Origin of the sequence: Sphingobacterium olei (assembly GCF_005048855.1) — a bacterium.
Lineage (GTDB): Bacteria > Bacteroidota > Bacteroidia > Sphingobacteriales > Sphingobacteriaceae > Sphingobacterium > Sphingobacterium olei.
Genome location: NZ_SUME01000008.1, coordinates 173780 through 195794 on the forward strand (window position 1 = coordinate 173780; position 22015 = coordinate 195794).

Genomic DNA, 22015 nt, shown 5'->3' on the forward strand with positions numbered 1-22015 from the left:
CCAATTCAATTTAAATGTGAAGACAATGAAGTATAAAAAAATAAAAATAGCATTGTGCGTAAGTATGGTTGGTTTGAGTATGCTTGACTCATCGGCATTCCGCTTATTTGCACATACCAACAATATGGCACCGAATGCTGCATTAATGCAATTGCAGGATAGTTTAATGGCAGATAGCACCCTAGTACAGGTTGCCTTCCGAAAGGTAAGGAAAAAAGACCTTATGGGCGAAGTGCAAGCGATCGATTTCGCCAAATTGCTTCAAAAAAATTACACGACATATAGTTTAGATAACCTTGATGCCTTAATATCAGGTTATAACGGAAACATTTGGGGCTCGGGAGGCCATCTCGTTCTTGTCGACGGATTTCCACGCGATGCAAACAATGTGATGCCTACCGAAATTGAGCAAATTTCGGTATTGAAAGGTGCCAATGCTATTGCGCTTTATGGAAGCCGGGCGGCCAAGGGGGTTATTTATATTACCACCAAACGCGGAAAATCCGGAGATCAAAGAATAGATATCAGAGCTAATGCCGGTGTCAATACGCCCATTAGCTATCCAAAATACCTTGGGTCGGCAGAATATATGACATTGTATAATGAAGCTAGACGCAATGACGGACTACCTAATCTCTATTCGGACGAAAGTATTTATCATCATGCCGCAGGGCTCAATCCGTATCGCTATCCCAACGTCGACTATTATTCGTCGGACTATATCAAAAACAGCTACAACCGATACGACGCTACGGCAGAGGTATCAGGTGGTAGCGAACGCACACAGTATTATACCAATTTTGGTTTTTGGTCTGCCGGCTCCCTATTAAACTTTGGAGAGGCCGTAGATAACAATACCTCCAATCGGTTTAATATGCGCGGAAATATCAACGTACAATTAAATAGCATCATCTCCTTAAATGTAGATGCCGCAGCAAGTTTCTACACCTCCAAAGGCGTAAATGCGGACTATTGGGGTGCAGCTGCAACAGGTCGTCCGCATCGGTTTTCGCCTCTTGTACCTATCGATATGATCGAAGAAAGTGACGAAAACTCCTGGATCTATGTTAATAACAGCAATTTCCTCGTCGATGGCAAGTATCTCTTAGGAGGTAGTCAACTAGACCAAACAAATGCATTCGCTAATATTTATGCTGGAGGAAACAGCCGACACATGAACCGGCAGTTTCAGTTCAATACCGGATTGGATTTTGATCTCAGCAGCGTTTTGGAAGGTTTAACATTCGAGACAGCCATGGCCATTGATTACCAGAACCAGTACAACCAGTCGTACAACAATAGCTATGCCATCTACCAAGCAGCATGGAACAACTATGACGGGAGAGATCAAATCAGCAACCTGACGAAATATGGCGACGATCGGATTTCAGGAGTGCAGAACATTGGCGGAAGTGCCTATCGGCAAACTTTGGGTTTTACGGGGCAATTGAATTACTCCCGTACCTATGATGACCAACATCACGTATCGGCTATCCTACTGGCCAATGCCTTTCAGATCGGACAGTCGCAACAATACCACAAACAAAGTAATGCGAATTTAGGACTTCATTTGGGGTACAACTATGCCAATAAATATTACATAGATTTCAGTGCGGCGCTACCCCATTCTGCAAAGTTGCCACCGGCCAAACGCAAGGCAGTTTCTCCTACCCTTTCCATGGCATGGCGACTTAGTGAGGAAGACTTCATGAAAGATAACAGCATCTTTAATAACCTTCGGTTAATGGCATCAGCAGGAGTAGTCAATACGGATCTCGATATTCAAGATTATTACTTGTATCAGGGCTATTACACCTTCAACAATGCAGCATGGTATAGCTGGCGGGACGGTCAATTGGTACATACTTTCGATCGCTTTCGCGGCGAAAACATGGATATGCGTTACCCCCAGCGCCGCGAAATTAGCTTCGGTATAGAAGCCGGCATGTACAACAACCTCGTAACTTTTAACGCCTCCTATTTTTACAATCAAATGCATGGTATGCTAGTGCAACCAAGTACACTTTATCCGATGTATTTTATGTCCTACTGGCCGAACTATTCGGATATGCCGTTTGTCAACTTCAACGTAGACGAGCGTCAGGGTGTCGATTTTGGCGTCAATGTGAACAAATCTTATACCAACAGCTTTTTTTCTTTAGGTATGACGGGTCTTTATTACGATACCAAAGCCTTAAAACGCGATGAATTGTACGAAAATGCCTATCAAAACCGTACCAACAAACCGCTAGATGCAATTTGGGGACTTCAGAGTCAAGGATTTTACAGCGATCAAGCCGATGTAGATAATGCAGCACTAAGCACATTCGGTGAAATTAAGCCCGGCGACATCAAATATATTGATCAAAACGGAGACGGAACTATTGACACCCGTGATGAGGTATATTTAGGAAGAGGCGGATGGGCAGGAGCGCCATTTTCACTAGGCTTTAACCTTACCGCAAAATGGAAAAATCTGACGTTTTTTGCTGTAGCTACCGGAAGATATGGTGCTTATGCCATGAAAAACAGCTCTTACTTTTGGATGGACGGAGAAGACAAGTATTCTATCTTAGCGCGCGATCGCTGGACCGAAGAAACGAAAGAAACTGCTACATATCCGCGTCTAACTACCGCTATCAGTGATAATAATTTCCGCAGTTCCGACTTCTGGATGTACAAAACGAATCGTTTCGACCTTTCGAAGGTTCAGATCACATACGATTTTCCGAAAAGTATATTAGGAAATGGAATAGTTCGTGAGTTAGGCGCCTATGTGAATGGCTTCAACCTAATGACATTTGCCAAAGAAAAGGAAACCATGCAACTGACAGTAGGTGGCGCGCCACAAACGCGATTTTTCAATTTTGGTGTGAAAGCTTTATTCTAACCCGCAGACTCCTAAATAAATTGACATGAAAAAAACACTATTTATATTCGGCATCGCCTCTACATTATGTTTCACCTCGTGTGAAGATATGTTTTCGCCTGCCATTGAAAATATCCTCGATATAGAAACAGCCTACGACAGGCCGTTATATGCACAGGGGCTGTTATTAAATGGGTATACACGTGTACCTACCAATAGTTGGTCTTTTAACGATGTAGCTACCGACAATGCTGTTACAAACGATCGTGCAAGCGATTACTTGAAAATTGCCACAGGACAGTGGACAGCGATCAACAACCCTTTCGATCAATGGCGCAACAGCAAGTCGGCTATACAGTACCTTAACAACTTTCTAGCGTTGACAGACAAGGTGCAGTGGGCAACGACGGAGCCGGTTACCGCCATGTTTAACGACCGTATGAAAGGTGAAGCTTACGGTCTCCGTGCCCTCTTTCTGTTCCATCTACTCCAATCACACGCCGGAAAAAGCAAAAGCGGCGAACTGCTGGGTGTGCCTATTGTACTCGAGCATGAGACATTGGAGTCTGATTTCAATCATCCCAGAGCGACGTTTGAAGAGTGTATGCAACAAATTTATGCAGACCTCCAAAAAGCAGAGGACCTACTGCCCTTAGATTACGAAGATATTTCTTCGGAAAGTCAAATTCCAACCAAATATCAAAGTATCGGGATTAATGTAAGCGATTACAATCGGGTTTTTGGAGATCATTTTCGGCTGCGGATGACTCGGCGGATAGCCCAGGCCATCAAGGCAAAAGCTGCCCTACAAGCCGCCAGTCCAGCCTACAGTAGTGGCAACACAACCACTTGGGCTGACGCGGCCAACTACGCGGCTCTGGTCATCCAACAAAAAGGAGGAATAGCAGGCATAGATCCACAGGGTGCGTTATTTTATCAATCGGCAAGTGTGAATACGATGAATGAGGGGCGAAATACGGCCGAAATCCTATGGCGCGTGGATCGTGGTGATGTGACATCAAACTTAGAGGCAGACCATTTCCCACCAACATTATTTGGTCGTGGTCGCCTGAATCCGACACAAAACCTTGTCGACGCCTTTCCCATGGCCAATGGATACCCTATTAGTGATGCCGCCAATAGCGGATATGTTGCCACTGCACCTTATGATAATCGTGATCCACGTCTTAAAAACTATATTTTGGTAAACGGTGGCACGGCTGGTGTCAATAATACGGCGATCAACACCGCGGTAAACAGTCCGACCAATGATGGGTTAAATAAGGTAGAAACCTCAACACGGACAGGATATTACATGCGTAAGCTGTTAAGACAGGATGTCAACCTCAATCCGTCTTCTGTATCAGGACAATACCACATCACTCCTAGATTACGTATGACCGAGATTTACCTTGCCTATGCCGAGGCAGCCAATGAAGCTTGGGGACCTATGGGTACAGGTATACATAGCTTTTCCGCTTATGATATCATCAAAGCGATCCGTACCCGTGCCGGTGTAGGTACGACAAACGGAGACCCCTATTTAGAACAAGTGAAAAACGATAAAGCGCTCATGCAGCAACTCATCCGAAACGAAAGGCGTTTGGAATTATGTTTTGAAGGCTTCCGTTTTTGGGATCTTCGAAGGTGGAATTCAAATTTCACGCAGCCTGCACAGGGCGTCAGTATACAAAATAATGCGTATACAACGATCAATGTCGAAAATAGAGTATATGAGCCCTATATGCAGTATGGCCCTATTCCTTACAGTGAAATACTGAAATATAATAATCTCGAACAAAACAACGGCTGGTAAACCATAAAAAAACAATCAGATGAAAAGAATACTTATATTTTCCGCGATGCTACTTTTAGCATTTATCTCCTGTAAAAACCAGGATTGGGAATTCCCGGATTTCGAATACCAGACGATATATTTCGCCTACCAATATCCCGTACGTACGATCACTATGGGAGAAGATATATTTGATACTTCACTTGATAATCAGGGGAAAGTGAATGTCATGGCTACGACCGGTGGTGTCTACAGCAATAAGCAGGATATCACGATTGATTTTGTTGTTGATAATGCCATGACCGAGAATATTACGTACGGTTCAGGGGGTGCAGATGTGCAACCCCTACCTAGTAATTATTATACCCTAGCTTCCAACAAAATTGTTATACCAAAGGGCAAGCCTTCTGGAGGAGTCGAGGTACAGCTTACGGATGCTTTTTTTGCAGACCCAAAAGCTGTTCATACGACTTACGTTCTCCCTATCCGTTTGACAGGCGTAGCCAGTGCCGATTCAATTTTATCGGGCACACCGTCTCCAGGAAGTTTATTACGTAAGGCGGTGGCCGATGACTGGGATATAGCTCCTAAAGATTACACCTTCTATGCTATCAAATACATCAACACCTGGCACGGTAATTACCTGCGCAGGGGACAAGATGTCATTGTTGGAAAAAACGGAAACACTTCCCTTAGCCAAACGCAGGTAAGACGCGAAGCATTCGTTGAAAAAGATGAGGTAAAGAGCCTGTCTACACAGTCGCTAAAGAATACCATACTTCCGCTTACATTCAAGGACGTGGATGGCACAAACATCAACTTTAATCTCATCCTGTCTTTTGATAACAACAATAACTGTAGTGTTAGCTCCGGTACAACAGGCATCACGGCATCCGGTAATGGCAAGTTTATTAAAAGAGGGGAGAAAAACAGTTGGGGCAACACCGATCGCGATGCGATGTATCTGGAATACCAGATCGATATGGCGCAGATGAGTATCAGCACAAAGGACACATTGGTTATGCGCGACAGAGGTGTAAAAATGGAAACTTTTTCTGTGGCTCTAAAACCTTAATTCAACCAATTAAACACTTACAAATATGAACCGAGTTAATAAACGAATTGGATATAGCCTGCTTGCAGGTGTCCTATTAAGTTCATGCGCCAAGCATGAAATGTTAGACTACTTAGCGGGAAAACCAGAAAGTGTCATCGCACAGGAAGATATAAACTCGTATGCACCATTAATGTCATACATAGATAGAAATGCTCATCCTAATTTTAAATGGGGTGTAGCATTGAATATGGATGATTACCTTAATAGAGGGGTGATGTACCGCTTGGTAAATCGCAATTTTGAGGAAATGGTGATGGGATACGAGATGAAGCACTCCTCCATCGTACAAGCAGATGGCTCACTTAACCTGAGCAAGCTTGAGCGTTTGATTACCGCAGCTAAAGAAAATAACATGGCCCTCTTTGGTCACACGCTTACCTGGCACTCCGGACAGAATGCAACCTATCTAAATAGCCTGATTGCGCCGATCAAGTTACCTGGGGGTGGCGGACCAACATGGGATATCGTGACCTCAAATGACTTCGAAAGTTCGGATAATGGTAACTATGAATATAACACCAATGCTGTGGTTTCCTTTACAGCTAACGGCCAGGGCGCCAACGGCGAAGGTCGTGCACTTAAACTGGAAAACGAAAGTGTGCGTACGAATGACTGGGATGTGCAATTTTTCATCAAATTTTCGCCCGTTGTGAAAGCAGGCGAACGTTATACGCTCAGCATAGATATGAAGTCAGACGCTGCAGCTACATTCGGAACACAAGCTCATTTGGTACCCTACTCCTATAAGCATTATGAATTTTTCGGGAGCTTTTCAACCACTCCAACTTGGGCAACATTTACCAAAGAGATCATAATTACGCCAGAAATGGCAGACTGTAGTACCATTGCCTTTAACCTTGGAAAGCACGCGACCACATTTTATTTTGACAACCTGAAGTTGACTAAATACAATGAAGAAGGTACTGGAGGCTCAAGTGAAGCGGGGTACGCGTTAAAACTGACAAATCCGACGGTAGTAAATGCTTGGGAAGCGCAAACGGTCCATGATCTCACAGGTATTGAGAACAATACCGAATATATCTTAAAAGTGGCAGCAAAAGGCAGTAAAGCCGGAAACATTAGCTTTGACCTGCAAAGCACCGCTGATTATCAAGGCAATGGCTTTGGTGCGATAGCTTTAACGACAGATTATAAAGAGTACGAACTTAAACTCACCACTACCGCTTTGCGCAACCGGTTTATCATTAATCACGGACAATATAACGGTACGGCTTTAATTGATCATATCAGTTTAACAAAAGCGGGATCCAATACCAACCTGCTTAGCAACGGGGATTTTGAAAATGGCATCAGCCCTTGGGGCGGTTGGGGTAACAGCTCCACGCGTTCACAATCTGCAAAAGGAGAAGGATATGGTGGCCCCGGGGGTAGTATAATTGAAAAAACACCGGAAGAGAAAAAGTCAATCCTAACCGAGGCACTGGAAACATTTATCGCAGGGATGTTATCGGTTACCAAAGACTATGTTAAAGCTTGGGATGTCGTAAACGAACCGATGTCCGATTGGCCAGATCAGTACGCGCTAAAGACCGGCGTCGGTAAAGCCGAATTGGCAGAAGATGAATTCTATTGGCAGGATTACCTCGGTAAAGACTATGCCGTCCAAGCGATCCAATTTGCTAGGCAATATGGTAACCCAGCCGATATACTTTTCATCAATGATTATGGTCTCGAAGGTGGCGGTAACAAATGTAAAGGCCTGATTGCCTATGTTGATTACGTAGAAAGTCAAGGCGTAACGGTAGATGGTATCGGTACACAAATGCACATTGACATTAAGACCAATAAAGATAACATCATCAACATGTACGAATTATTGGCTGCCACCGGCAAATTGATCAAAGTATCCGAGCTCGACATCGGTCTGGGCGACGGCATCAAAACACCGAATGCGACAGCCGAAATGTACCAAAAACAAGCGGAAATGTACAAGTTTGTGATCGAAAAATATTTTGAGATCATTCCGAAAGCCCAGCAGTACGGTATTACCGTCTGGAGTCCATTAGACAGCCCAGACAACCAATATTCGTTCTGGAGAAGGGGCGAACCAATTGGATTATGGACCGAGTCTTTCGTCCGGAAACCGGCCTATCAAGCAGTTGCTGAGGCACTGGAAAAACAAAAATAACGATATGCTGTTTCCGTTAGAAACACTGAAACAGTTCTTTTTTGGGGGGGCGATAGGGCAATCGTCCCTCCTTTTTTACTAATAGGCACAAAAATCATGAATATAAAGAATTACTTTATCTTATTGACCATTACAACCTCTATTTCAATATATACAAATCAGCAATCATATGCCCAAGACAAAAATTTCCACATTTATCTCTGTTTCGGCCAATCCAATATGGAAGGCCATGGCAAGTTCGAAGATCAAGACACTGTCGGTAATGACCGCTTCTATGCGCTCCAAGCCGTAGACTGCCCTGATCGCGATCGCAAAAAAGGAGAATGGTATATTGCCAAACCTCCTATCACGCGGTGCAATACAGGTTTGACACCTGCAGATTACTTTGGCAAAGCATTGACGGATAATCTTCCAGACAGCATTCGCGTTGGCGTCATCAACGTATCCGTAGGTGGATGCCATATCCAGCTCTTCGATAGAGATAGCACCAGCAGCTACGTAGCCAAAGCACCTAGTTGGATGAAAGGGATGCTGGCAGCCTATAGCAACGATCCTTATGGGAGACTCGTTGAAATGGGCAAGATAGCGCAACAAAGTGGTATCATAAAAGGCATCTTACTGCATCAGGGAGAAAGCAATACTGGAGATCCCGACTGGCCAAACAAAGTGAATAAGGTCTATCAAAATCTATTACAAGATCTTAGACTCGAAGCATCCAAAACACCGTTGTTGGCTGGTGAAATGCTATCAGCTGAGCAGGGCGGGAAATGCGCCAGTATGAATACCATTATTCAAGCCTTGCCACAGACGGTTCGCAATGCACATATCATTTCATCCAAAGATTGTGAAGGTGTGCCTGACGGATTGCACTTTAGCCCTGCAGGCTATCGTCAATTGGGGAAAAACTATGCTTATAAGATGCTTCAGCTTATGAAAAGTGCTCCATAAAAACTATCGCATAAGAAACCCTCAACAATCGGGCGATTGTGAGGGTTCATCCTGTTGCAAAAAGAGCAGCGACGATTAAATAACTTAATGAAGCAGCTTTACATCATTTGCGGACGTGCTATACAAGCCAATCATCGATCCTGTAAATCCGCCGGCAATATCCGTAGAAAGGATATCACCCGATACAGTTCCACCTATATTTTTATAATCCGAATCGATTGAAGCATAGGAAAACTGATAATTATCGCCTTCTGCGTGAACACGTAATCTAATTTTACCAGATTCGGTGAGCTTCTCCTTCGCTACTACTTGCGCACTTCCTTTTTCCGTGCGTTCTAATACCAAGTAATAGTCGTTACCAGATTTGGTCACGCCAAATACATAATTGAATGCTTCACTTTGCAGGCAAGTAATACCAGCCAAATCGCTTTCGGACCTTGGCGTATAGTTCATCTCTACCTCGGTCGTAAATACCATATGTTGCTGCCGATAGAAAAGTGCTGAAATCGGTTTTTGTTCCCTTATACTTACTTCAAATGGCTTAATGATCAGTCCCGCCTTACCCTCCACAACAAACTTGTCACGAGGTCCGCGCAGTGCAATCCAACGCAAATCCAAACCTTTTCCTTCAAATTTATCTATAAACGTAAAGTTGCCATTCTCAAAATATGCCCCTGTATTCATTTCGTTCTTTGCACCTTTAGGCATATGGATAGACGGTTTCAGTGGTTCCATCCCACCTTCAAATACAGGCCATTCGTCCGACCAATCTACCGGTAAGATAAAGGTCTCACGTCCCGTGTTAACCCGTTTTTTTTCGTTGGGTCTAACCGCCAGAAAGACCCCATACCACTCCCCTTCTGGAGTTTGCACCAAATCGGCATGCCCGGCCCACTCTACGGGGTTTGGTCTGCTTTTATCCAAATGACGTTGCGAAAGAATAGGATTCGTCTTCGCAGGGACATATGGCCCCATAGGATTGGTACTGGAAAAAACCACTTCACTGTGATTGCCCCCGGTGCCACCTTCGGCACACATTAAGTAGTACTTCCCATTTTTCTTATAAACATGTGGTGCTTCGATCCAAATGGGTTTTTTCGTAATATCAACCCCTCCGTCCACGATAATTTTACTCGTACCTGCAATTATTTGATCCTTTTCCACATCATACTCCCATATTTTAATGACGCGGTGCCCTTGATAAAGCTCTTTCCCTTCATCAGGGGCATCGTTATGTACGACATACGCTTTGCCGTCATCATCAAAGAACAGCGCAGGATCAATACCTCCAAAGTTCAGTTTTATGGGGTCTGTCCAGTTTCCTTTTTGCGGATCCTTTGTTTTAACGACCATATTACCAATCCCAGAAGCGATCTGTGTCGTGATCATGTAAAAAGTGTCGTTGTATGGGTTGTACATAATGTCTGGAGCATATATCCCCTCACTAATACCTGCTGTTCCGACTTTCAACTGTGATTCCCGATCAAGTACATGCCCGATCTGTTTCCAATTTACGAGATCTTTCGAATGGAAAATAGGCACACCCGGAAACATCACAAAAGATGAATTTACTAAATAATAGTCATCACCCTTTCGCGTAATACTCGGATCGGGGTAACAGCCTTGTAAAATAGGGCTGTAAAACTCTCCCCCTGTGAGCGGGTTTTCATCATATATCTTATCGTTTCCGCTGTATTCAAAGTTACTGAATACCGGTTGCCCTTCAGCAGGACGTGTACTGTCTGCATCATTTGATTTCAAGCCATGGCAAGAAACAAATAATGCGCAAGCCATTAGGCTCCATATTCCTATGTCTCCTGCTATCTTGGTTGTCTTTTTTTGCTTCATTTTTGGTTGTGATTTTACGTTATTCGAATAGGTTAGCGCGTCAGGATTTAATTATGGTGTTTTAACTTTAATTTAATTTTCTTGAGGTCTTCCAGTTCGTGTATGGGTCTTTCGATAGCATACGGAATAGGTTGTTCGGAGAACGTCTGAAAATAAAGCAGGCAGGCGTCCTTCCACCATACCGCGTCCTTCGCCTGGATCTTGAGTTTCGACTGTACATCTGCAAACCGCTGACTGTCGACATGGCTTTCCAGCTTATCCCAGATCTGTTGAAACGCCCGTACCTGTTGCACTCCTTCATCGTATTTATAACATAATTCGGCCCACATGCTACGTCCATTTTTCATCTGATAAGACCAGGGCACATGATGGAACCAAAGCAAAAAATTCTCTGGGCAGGTTTCAAGATCGCCATAGATACGATCCAGCGGTGCGAAATACTGGGACACGGCGTTACTTCCAGTGGCTGATCGGTCAAATCCGAGACCTGCACTATTCGCATTGTGATAATACCATGGCATCCAATCTGGCCTTCCCCCTTGACGATCGCCCCAAGGCTCAGGCCCGTAATGGTGATCAAAGGCGAAGATATGGTGCAGTCCCAAAGGCATCATGTAATTCACTGCAGCTTCGCGCGACTCCAGCATCATTTGTTTGATCGGTTGTACAAATTCTTCGTGCGGGGTGAATGTCGACCGGATCCATTCGGATGCAATTTGGTCGGAAGTAAGGCTGTGATTCCATGCCAATCGTCCGAATGCATACCAATTGGCCTGCGCAAAATTGTGCCCGGTCCAATTGCTGTCTTCCCCGATATTCGCCACGGCAGCAATCGCTGTTCGCTTTGCAGTGCGGAGCGTACCGTCTGTCAATTTAGCTATCGTACTCCCCTTTCCGCTGGCATACGTGTCGCTATCCAACGTTTCCTTAAATAACGGTGCGAGGTATACCAAATGATTCGAAAAGCCAAGGTACTCCTGTGTAATCTGGAATTCGATCATCTGCGTTGTTTCTTTCATCGCGCCGAAGAGTGGCGTGAATGGTTCCCGGGGTTGGAAATCGATAGGACCATTTTTTATCTGTATAATGACATTATCACGGAATGCGCCATCCAGAGGTACAAATTCTAAATATGCTTGCTTGGCCCGGTCCTCATTTGTGGGGTTATATACAAAAGCGCGCCACATAACCAGACCGTTATAGGGAGCTAATGCATCCGCAAGCATATTGGCACCATCTGCATGCGTGCGGTTGTAATCCTGTGGACCGGGTTGGCCTTCGGAATTCGCTTTTACCAGAAAACCACCAAAATCGGGTATAGACTTATAAATTTCCCGCACCTTAGCCTTCCACCAGGCACGAACCTCGGGGTTGAGTGGATCTGAGTCGTGGACTCCTCCTATTACTTTTGGTGATGAAAAATTGATCGACAGGTACACCTGAATACCATAGAGACGAAACACATCCGCCAAAGCCTTAACTTTCAACAAATAGTCCGGCCGTAATATATCCGGAGATGCATTTACGTTATTGAGCACGACCGCATTGATTCCGATAGAAGCATTGGAGCGCGCATATGCCGCATATCGCGGTGAAATAGCTGTCGGAAGTTCGTCCCATTTCCAAAGAGAACGCCCAGCGTATCCACGCTCTACGGTACCGTCTAAGTTGTCCCAGTGATTGAGGATGCGTACATCATAATCTGGAATTTCCGTGAGGTCGATTCCCTGTAAATCCCGTCCTTCCTGTTGCAGACGCAGTAAATGGTAAGCACCATACAGCAAGCCTCTATCTTTATACGCTACCACCTGTAAATGGTCTTTTTTCCATTTCAGCTGATAACCCTCATTCAGGTGCTTCATTTTCTTATCCAGTACCAGGTCTACCGTTGGACCACGCCAATAGGTATCCAACTCCGTCTTAGCAACCTGAACGATAGCACCCATAGGCTTCGCCACAATAATATGTCGCCCGGCCGCCTGTGCCGCGGTGACGGGATCGTATCGGAGCCATAATAAACTACCATCTTCCGCTAGCAGAAAAATGGGTAACAGGAAAATAAAGCAAGCAAAAAATCGTGGTTTATTGGTAAACATAATTTTATTTTTATCCTATTGGGCTATTGCCCCGCAATGGTCTTTATTGTGCCATCCTCGTTATAGTACAGTTCCACCACTTTCATACTCCTTAACCAGGTCTTACCATTAGACGGAACAGCATCGTGGTGAAAAAGGTACCATTTTCCGTTGTATTCTACAAAACTGTGGTGCGTTGTCCACCCCACTACCGGCGTTAATATGACCCCCTGGTATGTAAATGGACCGTAGGGATTATCCCCTATAGCGTAACACAACAAGTGTGTGTCGCCCGTAGAATACGAAAAATAGTATTTACCCTTGTATTTATGCATCCATGAAGCCTCGAAAAAGCGACGTTCGGTATCGCCCTGTGTCAGCGGATTTCCATTTTCATCCAAGATCAGCAATTCCCTCGGTTCCTCGTCAAACTCCAACATATCTTCAGTTAAACGCACGACTTTAGCCGATAAGGCTTGCTCATGGAAATGCGGAAGATTGGATCCAGGCACAATCTTATTATCTCTGTAAAATTGGAGTTGACCACCCCATATACCTCCGAAATACAGGTAATGGGTTCCGTCCTCATCTTCAAATGCACAGGGGTCAATACTATAACTCCCTTTGATCGGGTTGTCCTGTGGCACAAATGGACCGTAGGGTGTATCACTGACCGCCACGCCTAGACGAAAGATATCGGTCTTGTCCTTTAACGAAAAATACATATAGTATTTCCCATCCTTATGGGCTACATCCGAATCCCAAAGCTGCCTTCCGCCCCAGGGAATATCCGCTATCGAAAGCACCTGACCATGATCGGTTACTTCGCCCCCAATGTCTTCCATTGAAAAGACATGGTAGTCCTTCATATTAAAATGATCTCCATTATCATTTTCAGCGATTCCGCTTTCCCAGTCGTGCGAGGGATAAATATAGATTTTACCTTCAAATACGTGGGCAGAAGGATCTGCCATAAAATCACTGGGATACAAATATCTTGCGTTTTTCATCGTTCAGTCGTTTTGCATGGCCATTTTAATAAGCTCCCCAACTACAGGCTTAGGTTTATATTGTCGGTCAAAAAGTAACGGATAATCGGTTCTGCCCCGCATGGGCCATCCATTGCGCCAAGAATCGCCATCGCCTACACCCCACAAGGTAACCCGGCTGATTTTGTCCTGATGTTTAAGATACAGCGCAAAGAACTCACGGTATCTTTCATCCAGTTCCCTAGCTTTGTTTGCCGGTAGGCTATCCACATAGGGATTCATTTCCTTGTTATAGGCAAAATTTTCGCTTACCTCGGCGGTGATATGGCGGCTAGGCGGCGGGAGTACCGTAATATCCATTTCTGTCACCATCACGTGAACCCCCAGGCCAGCAAAAGCCAGTATTGTTTTTTCTACCTCCTCCACGCTGGGGTTGTCCAGTTGGTGGTGTTCCTGCATACCGATTCCATGGATCTTTACCCCCTGTGCCTGCAAATTCTTTACCATGTTCACAATACCCTCCCGCTTGGAAGGTACCGCTGTGGAATAATCATTATAGTACAGTTCGGCATCGGGATCTGCAGCATGTGCAAACTCGAAAGCAAGCTTAATAAAATCCTTACCAATGATCTTATAAAATTTACTTTCACGCCATTCACCATTGTCAAGAATGGCTTCATTGACGACATCCCACCCTTTGATCCGTCCTTTATAGCGGGAGACCACTGTCGTAATATGATTGCGCATACGCGCTACCAGGACCTCCTTCGAAACATCGTTACCATCACCATCCTTAAAAAACCAGTTCGGCGCCTGGGAATGCCATATGAGGGTATGTCCGACGATGTGCATGTTGTTGCTCTCTCCGAATTCAACGAATTGATCTGCATCGTTGAAATAAAACTCACCTTCGCGTGGTTGCAGATACATACTTTTCATACAGTTCTCGGCGACAACAGCGTTAAACTGTTTCTTCACCACCGATACAGCCGCGGCATTCCGGCCTCTGATCTGATCCAGATTCAGTGCCGTACCCATATAAAATTTATCCTCAAATGCATCCTTCAGTACAGCGGGATTGTCCTTTGAACCATTTACCTGCGACTGTGTAGTGCTACATGCGGTGGCTAATGCAGCTATTGCGGCTAACAAAATTGTCTTTGCTATATTCATTGTTTAAGTTTTTCCGTTTTTACTTAATTTTAATATTCGTGTCTAGATTCTATTTCGTGATTGATCTTATCGATGACTTCATCATCCAGTTCATATCGGGAAATAATGAACATGGCAACGATCAACAGCAGAGCAGGAATAATAGCGACCAGCCACAAAATGCCCTGCTCTGCAAAAGCCGATTGGCTAATCGCATTATCGTTATCAAACCCGACGTAGGCCAGTACGAGACCCGGCACGACACCCCCTAAGGCCATTCCGGCCTTATAGAAAATACCCGTCAGCGCATTCACAATACCGGATATACGTTTTCCCGTAGCATGCTCGCCGTAGGAAATAACCTCTGGAACCAAGGCCCACATGTAGCCCGTTGCGACGATAATACCTGTGGACTTGACAAACTGCGCGACAAAAACCAACCATATCTGCGACCGTAAAGAAGGCACTATAGAGATAATATATAGCATTGCCATTCCTATAACGGCGATGGTAAGAAATACATAGAACATTTGTTTCTTGCCAATAGCCCGTTTGATAGCAGGAACCAACGGCATAAAAATGAAAGCAGGGATAGATCCCAATGCCATAAAGTAGGGCAACATCTCGGGAGCCTGAACATTATAGATCATATAATAGGATCCCGCCGAATTTCCGATTGCCATCATGGCAAAAGCCGTAATAAAAAAGAAAGCCAGCACACGTAGTGGCCCATTATGTTTAAATTCCGTCCACAGATCTGACACCTTCACGTTTTCCGTCTCTTTCTCATCCATCACGACACGCTCTTTGGTCTGCGTATAACAAAATATCAACAGAAACAGGCCTATTATCGCGTAGATCGTCATCGTGATGAACCATGCCTGCCCTGATGCTGCAGAATTGATTTTACCATCCGGCGAAAAGTATTGCACCACGATAGGGACGCCATAGCCGACGGCCAAGCCTCCAAGATTGGCCATAAACATCCGGGTTGAGGTCAGCTTTGTAATTTCGTCGGTATCGCGCGTCAGTGACGCGTTAAGCGCGCCATATGGTACGTTGATCAGCGTATAGAGCATCGACAGGCCTACGTAGGTAATGTAGGCATAGGCGAGAGAACCCGTGAAGCCGTTCCAGAAACAGAGGACTGCAAAGCCAGTCAGTGGGATCCCCCCTAGAATCAAGTACGATCGATATTTACCCATTTTCGGACTGCTTTTATCGACAAAAGCTCCCACAATCGGATCCCAAATAACATCCACGATACGCACCACCAGGAACATTACGCCAGCAGCAGCAGCAGATATGCCAAATACATTCGTATAGAAAATAAGGAGATACATGGAAACCGTCTGGTAAATCAGGTTTTGTGCCAGATCTCCCGATCCAAACCCGATTCGTTGGAATTGCGAAAGTTTATAGAACCCTTTTGATTCTCTGACTAATTGTGTTTTTGCGTTCATTATAAATAGGTCGTCTATTGGTATGATTTGCTAATTTTTAGGATATGCAACTTATTTCCATTCGCTCTGTAAAACGCTTAACTAGCATATACTAAAAAATTGATTTGTTTATAATCGTTGTTTATAATATTATACACGCTCCATTCGCGGTCGTATTGTACAGTGGTAAAGGTAGTAAGAGTTGATTGTCGAGGGTGATACAAATGTTTTATAAAGAGGTAAAAATGTTTACAACAGTACGTCAAATGAAGCTTTTGGTTGATTTTGGCGCAAATAAACGGTGACCTAGCTATGTCATATGACGACATAGCCAGGCTTAGGCTACCGCCATCTTCTGAACAAGAACTGTACGAAGAGAACCAGGACGACGAAGCAGTCTTTCGTTAATTACTTTACTAGATTGCCGCGTCGCTATGCTTCTCGCAAAGACGAGCACTGTGATCCTGATTTCTAGTCTCTAACCCCTAGTAACCAGCAACCAATCACCAGCAACCAATCACCGGTCACCAGTCACCAGTCACTAACCCCTATCTTACAATCATTGATACCGGTTCGGTCCAATCGCTTGTACCCTTTCCATTTCGTGCACGTACCCTCACGTAGTACTTTGTCGCGGGCACTAGCGGTGCAATGATATTTCCGCGGGATGTTGTTGTAAAGTATGAATCTCCCCATTCGATCTCCGTTGCACCACTTGGCCATTCACCGACCTGGATTTCATACTCCCAGATAGCTTTCTGTGCTGTAAAGTCTACCCGCATCTGTCCGCTGAGGTTACCGTCCTTTAAAATTATCCGTTCGACGGTATAAGGCGCACGTTTGCTGGTCGGCTGTTTGGCCAAAATCATAGCCGAACTCGTCAACACGGCCAGGTTGCCTACCGAAGTGGTATTCACATAGTGTGCCAGCTGGCCCAGTTGATACAGCAGCAATTTTCTACTTTCATTCTTGATCCGAATGTCGAGCACGCTACCGCCGCGTATGGCGATTTCGTGTTTGGAGCGGTAGTCATTTACCACCGTCGTTAAATCCGCCAATGCGGGAATGGGATCGGGAAAATTTGCATTATCTGTCAATGCACCTAAAATTTTTCCCGCTAAGGCTGCCAGTTCATCGTCCGACAGCTTTTCGTAATTTGAGACAACTCTTTCTATTCTCATGATAATTTGTTTTTAAATGTTAAACTGTAATGTTTTCTGCCTACGGAAGATAGCAAAAATGAAGCGTGGTGAAGTTGTCCAAAACAGCTCATGTTTTGACATACAGCTTCACCTGATCTAATGTAGAGGGCGGCGCCCGAGTGGGTATGTTTATCGTTTTCATATCCGAAGATCGCTAGCACGAAAACGCTATACGAACATTTGGCCAAAGTCGGCCCTGGGCTGGCCAAGATGAGCCAAGATGAGCCAAGTATTACATGTTAACCGCAAAATCGTGGGTTTTTCCAGTATCATTAGCGCTGGAAGACATCACTTCCACGACAAAGGAAACAACATCCAGCGCTAAGAAAGTACCCCTGAAAGTAAAGGATACGTCATCCAGTGCTAACAAAGTATTCCTGAAAGTCAGGGAAACATCATCCGCCACTAAGAAAGTATTCTTGAAGCCTAGGGAAACCTCCCTGTCGGTCAAGGATATTACTGAGAGACCTGATGTTATATCCTTGAGTGTAGATGATATTGCCCTGATAGCTAAGGATATTTTCTTGACATCTCCGGATATTTCTCCGACTGCTACTGATATTTCATTGAACACGGAAATCATATTCTTAAACGTCAATGATGTATCCCCGGCACCCAAGCACATTACCTTGAGTGTTGAGGATACATCCTGAAGTATAGATGATGTTACGGTTAGGCTTAATGATATTGCCTTAACCGTTAGGGATACCTCCTTGAAGATTAATTATATTACACCGGCACTCACTGATATTAGGTTAACGGTTGATGATATCCAATTTTTACACTTTCCCCTTCGGAATACTGTACCAGTTTCGCATATTTTCGACATCATTTTCGCGAAAGCGCACCGCCCTTCCCTTCTTCACGGTGGTGATTTTACCCTCCTCCCGTAAGGTGAACAGGGTAGACCGCACGATGCCCAGTCTATTGCAGGCATCATCTATGGTCAGCAGTACCACGCCCTCTTCGACATCTGCAAATGATATTTCGCGTTCAGCTGAGGTTTGTGGAGGGACGACAGCAGGCAGGTTACGATTAAGTTTTACAGGAACATCTAATGCGTTATATATTTCGGTCAAGACAGTATGGCACTGTTCGACATGCTCAATTAAAATTAAGAGAGATTTAATCATGGTCTTTGATTTAGGACCATCCTCCTAACAAACACAGGAATCCCGACCAAGTTCGCGATAATAATATGGGTTTCCTTAAGTAGATAGTTGGGTTTATAATAACCCTAAATTAACAAAAAACCTCATAGAGCCAAATTTCCACATAAAAAACATGCCCTTCTGTCCAAACATGTATGCGATTTTCGGGGTGTAGAAAATGGATCGTTTCGCCCAATCGGGTCAGCTGACCACGCTTAGGGTTATCTTCTGAGGCGTCGGGGTCGGCAATTGCATTTTTACTCTTAATACGTAACGCACCACTCGACAGGCGCTCGATCCAGAGCTCCGCAGGACATGAAGGATCCGTAAGCAGACCATGCTTAGAAATGCCTTCCGCAAGATTGACTAATAGACCGGGCGGTATCTTGGTCGTCGCTGGCACACGTTCATCGATCTTTATGAGGAGCTCAGCCTCCTCACCAAACCGCAGTTTATAAATTTTCAGGAGCTTGTCAAGCGGTTCGCGTTCCTGCGCAAGGCTGATGTACGTCTCCTCGTTATAAATCAGGTAAAAACGCGTAATCTCGCCCAAGAGTAGAATTGCACTTCTGGCTATTGCGGGATCTTTGCGCGAAAGATACATAATAATGGTAAGCGTAGCGAATAAAGTATGGGTCGGCAACCGGTATTGCCCTAGCTTATGCAGCAGTAGATTAACCTCAGCCGTAAGTTTATCAAATTCTCGTTTTTCCCTATCACGTTCCAGTTTGAGGATAACATGACGCCGATTTGCAAAAAACAGGCCACCCAATAATATTGGCCCGATCAACGTTAGTACCACTGCCCAAAAATTCTCCACATGTAGCGTGTTCCATCCGTCAAATTCCATGGCACCGGATGCCAGACTTAGTAATGCCATTAATAAAACATCCCCTACAAAGACGAGTAAGTACAGCAGCAGTCCCCATTCCAATTTCCGTTTGGTCTTGCGGTCAATAAACGGACACACGCCGTAGCGGGTCACTAGATAGGTGCCTATGTGAAACCCCAACAGTGTTAAGAACTCCTTCCAGCCCCGGACCATAAAAGGTATTACGTTAAAGACATGAATCCCAAGTGCCACAAGGTAGAGCAGCAAGCTAACCACCTTTCTTTTCCAGAGATTACGCATAGTCGGTTCTATCATTCGCCGAGCAGTTTAGTTCTGCGGAGATATTCGTGTATGTCTTCAAACTAATTGGGACAAATGCCTAAGGAGTGTTTTGGTTTTATAAATCTATTAATTTTTGTTTTAAATATTCTGTTTTTCTGTTAATAATGGCCAGTTTTTTTAGGCGTTCTCTCTGTTTTAATATAAGATCTCCACGGCCATAGTATACGTCAGCTGGCGTTAGGTTATTTAAGGCCTCATGGTAGCGTTCGTTGTTGTATCTTTCTACAAACTCTTCCAGAGCTTCTTTTAGCTCTTCTGGCGAATAATAATTGTTCAATTTGACCACATTTTTCATTGTTCTGTGATATCTTTCAATTTTCCCTTGAGTCTGTGGATGCGCAGGTCTGCCATGGACCTGTTTCATTTCCAGTTCTTGGGTCAGGTATTTTCCAAGTTCCTTGGAGATATAGCACGATCCGTTATCTGACAATAATTTAGGCTTAACCTTTGTCTTTAATTGTGCCTTTTCTATTGCCATGTCCACACTACGTATCACATCCTCATGCTTCATTGATGTACAAAGTTCCCAATGTACAATGTAGCGGCTGTAGTCGTCTAATATGGTGCTTAAATAATAATCACCCCAGCCTTTTATTCTAAAATAGGTAAAGTCTGTCTGCCACATTTCATGTACAAAACTGGTCTTATCCTTGAATTCATTGGATGCACTGATCAGAATATGGCTTGGAGCACTGATCAGCCCTTTGCTTTTAAGGATTCTATAGACAGAAGATTCAGAAATAAAAATCTGATGTTCGTCTGTAATGTAATGGGCTAACTCACGTGCTGATAAATCAACCTTATCCAGGGCGGCCTCGACAACGAATTCTTTAATCTGCTCAGGAATGCTGTTCCACTGTTGTTTGGAGTCCCTATTTTTCAGCTCTAGCCCTTCATAGCCGTTTTCGAGGTAACGGTCATACCAGCTATAAAATGTACTTTTAGGAATACCAAATTCAGTTAAAGTACGCTTCACACCAAGCTCCGATCGGGTAACAGCATCTATAATCTCCATTTTTTCTCCCGCTGATAATCGCATATACTTTTTGTATTTATCCGTTAATCCAGCAGATCCAAGCTTTTTTTTACGATATCATAGCGCAGAACCAGGTCGGCAACCATTTCTTTGAGTCTGGCATTTTCTTTTCGGAGCTCGGCAACCTCATCTGATGTTGCCTCACGGGTAACATCGCCTTCAAGTCTCTTTTTTCCGGCCTCCAGAAACTCCTTGTTCCATTTGTAGAACTGCGACTCGTTAATACTGTGCTTACGACAGATCTCGGCAATAGAATTCTCTGCACGTAAAGCTTCCATCACGATCAGAAGTTTCTGCTCTGCTGTAAAGATTCTGCGTGTACTGCGACGAACATCCTTGATGAAATTTTCGGGGGTTGTTTTTTTCGGTCTTCCCATGATGATTAAAGTTAAATCTTTTTTAGGAAAACACTCTCTTAGTTTTTAATGAATTATGTCCAAATTTTACTGACGATTTACATGTTTGACGATTTTTCTATCGTAACAAAACCTACCTGTATATATATTCTGCTTAAACTCATCGTCTAAATGCTTTATTTTTCTAAAATATTCTTTCTTTACCTCATGAAGGAACACATCGTTGGAGGGCTTATCATTTAGTTTACGTTCCCAGTCCGCAAATAAAACGTGAAATTTCTCTTTGTCTCGATCAATTTCCTCTCGTTTAAGATAAGTTGTCCCAGTAAAAACAGGTTGTAAAAAATCTAAATTAAACAAATACCGTAATATAAGCAATTTAAACAAGCTTTCCGAACAATAGTCTAATTCATAAATATTGTATAATGGTTTATAAACATACTTCTCCTTACTTATATGTGGTAAAATTCTTGTAATGAACTCTAATTCATGAGGGAATATTTTTTTTACCTCATTTTTTATTATCTTACTTAAGTATCTTGAAACAGCTACTTCTCTTTCTTTACCCTCGCCGACAAAACCTTCTAGTTCTTGTTTTGAATATATCATCTTAAACCCATCAATTTTTTTTATATTTTCTTCAATTTGGGTATTCTCAGTATTATCTTGACCTCCTCCCGGAGTGAATAGCGTCTAAAGTAACGAACAGCTG

The 22015-nt window shown here is 43.9% G+C and carries 16 protein-coding genes; 6 read left to right on the plus strand and 10 right to left on the minus strand.

What is annotated here, in order from left to right; all coding sequences use genetic code 11:
* The first annotated feature begins 25 nt into the window (after positions 1 to 25).
* From FAZ15_RS18270 to FAZ15_RS18290, 5 genes are all read left to right on the plus strand, one after another.
* Positions 26 to 2890: a SusC/RagA family TonB-linked outer membrane protein gene (locus tag FAZ15_RS18270; RefSeq protein ID WP_136902753.1), complete on the plus strand. Its 2865-nt coding sequence runs from the start codon at positions 26 to 28 to the stop codon at positions 2888 to 2890.
* A gap of 25 nt (positions 2891 to 2915) precedes the next feature.
* Positions 2916 to 4685, plus strand: a complete 1770-nt coding sequence (locus tag FAZ15_RS18275) for a RagB/SusD family nutrient uptake outer membrane protein (RefSeq protein WP_136902754.1) — start codon at positions 2916 to 2918, stop codon at positions 4683 to 4685.
* A 19-nt stretch (positions 4686 to 4704) separates the two neighbouring features.
* Positions 4705 to 5739, plus strand: a complete 1035-nt coding sequence (locus FAZ15_RS18280; RefSeq protein WP_136902755.1) for a DUF5627 domain-containing protein — start codon at positions 4705 to 4707, stop codon at positions 5737 to 5739.
* Positions 5740 to 5764: 25 nt separating this feature from the next.
* Positions 5765 to 7930: an endo-1,4-beta-xylanase gene (locus FAZ15_RS18285; RefSeq protein WP_136902756.1), complete on the plus strand. Its 2166-nt coding sequence runs from the start codon at positions 5765 to 5767 to the stop codon at positions 7928 to 7930.
* A 96-nt stretch (positions 7931 to 8026) separates the two neighbouring features.
* Positions 8027 to 8878, plus strand: a complete 852-nt coding sequence (locus tag FAZ15_RS18290; protein ID WP_136902757.1) for a sialate O-acetylesterase — start codon at positions 8027 to 8029, stop codon at positions 8876 to 8878.
* An 84-nt stretch (positions 8879 to 8962) separates the two neighbouring features.
* Here FAZ15_RS18290 and FAZ15_RS18295 read toward each other — a convergent pair whose 3' ends face one another.
* The 6 genes from FAZ15_RS18295 to FAZ15_RS18320 form a co-directional block, all read right to left on the minus strand.
* Positions 8963 to 10726 (minus strand): glycoside hydrolase family 43 protein, encoded by a 1764-nt coding sequence (locus tag FAZ15_RS18295; protein ID WP_238387308.1) that lies wholly within the window; start codon positions 10724 to 10726, stop codon positions 8963 to 8965.
* A 47-nt stretch (positions 10727 to 10773) separates the two neighbouring features.
* Positions 10774 to 12822, minus strand: coding sequence for an alpha-glucuronidase (locus FAZ15_RS18300; protein ID WP_136902758.1), 2049 nt, complete (start codon positions 12820 to 12822; stop codon positions 10774 to 10776).
* A 23-nt stretch (positions 12823 to 12845) separates the two neighbouring features.
* Complete coding sequence (locus FAZ15_RS18305) at positions 12846 to 13811, minus strand: glycoside hydrolase family 43 protein (RefSeq protein WP_136902759.1); 966 nt, start codon at positions 13809 to 13811, stop codon at positions 12846 to 12848.
* A gap of 3 nt (positions 13812 to 13814) precedes the next feature.
* Positions 13815 to 14963: an endo-1,4-beta-xylanase gene (locus tag FAZ15_RS18310; RefSeq protein WP_136902760.1), complete on the minus strand. Its 1149-nt coding sequence runs from the start codon at positions 14961 to 14963 to the stop codon at positions 13815 to 13817.
* Positions 14964 to 14992: 29 nt separating this feature from the next.
* Positions 14993 to 16405: an MFS transporter gene (locus FAZ15_RS18315; RefSeq protein ID WP_136902761.1), complete on the minus strand. Its 1413-nt coding sequence runs from the start codon at positions 16403 to 16405 to the stop codon at positions 14993 to 14995.
* 527 nt (positions 16406 to 16932) lie between these two features.
* Positions 16933 to 17565 (minus strand): fibronectin type III domain-containing protein, encoded by a 633-nt coding sequence (locus FAZ15_RS18320; RefSeq protein WP_136902762.1) that lies wholly within the window; start codon positions 17563 to 17565, stop codon positions 16933 to 16935.
* A 257-nt stretch (positions 17566 to 17822) separates the two neighbouring features.
* On the opposite strand from FAZ15_RS18320, the gene FAZ15_RS18325 reads away from it, so the two are divergent.
* Positions 17823 to 18239, plus strand: a complete 417-nt coding sequence (locus FAZ15_RS18325) for a hypothetical protein (protein ID WP_136902763.1) — start codon at positions 17823 to 17825, stop codon at positions 18237 to 18239.
* Positions 18240 to 18365: 126 nt separating this feature from the next.
* Here the strand turns inward: FAZ15_RS18325 and FAZ15_RS18330 are convergent, their stop codons facing one another.
* From FAZ15_RS18330 to FAZ15_RS18345, 4 genes are all read right to left on the minus strand, one after another.
* Complete coding sequence (locus FAZ15_RS18330; RefSeq protein ID WP_136902764.1) at positions 18366 to 18719, minus strand: helix-turn-helix domain-containing protein; 354 nt, start codon at positions 18717 to 18719, stop codon at positions 18366 to 18368.
* A 109-nt stretch (positions 18720 to 18828) separates the two neighbouring features.
* Positions 18829 to 19884, minus strand: coding sequence for a sensor histidine kinase (locus tag FAZ15_RS18335; protein WP_136902765.1), 1056 nt, complete (start codon positions 19882 to 19884; stop codon positions 18829 to 18831).
* An 82-nt stretch (positions 19885 to 19966) separates the two neighbouring features.
* A protein-coding gene (locus FAZ15_RS18340) for an IS3 family transposase (protein WP_394343817.1) occupies positions 19967 to 21324 on the minus strand; the annotation gives its coding sequence in 2 pieces (ribosomal slippage) (positions 19967 to 20986 and positions 20989 to 21324; 1356 coding nt in all).
* Positions 21325 to 21390: 66 nt separating this feature from the next.
* Positions 21391 to 21912: a hypothetical protein gene (locus tag FAZ15_RS18345; protein WP_136902766.1), complete on the minus strand. Its 522-nt coding sequence runs from the start codon at positions 21910 to 21912 to the stop codon at positions 21391 to 21393.
* Positions 21913 to 22015: the final 103 nt, after the last annotated feature.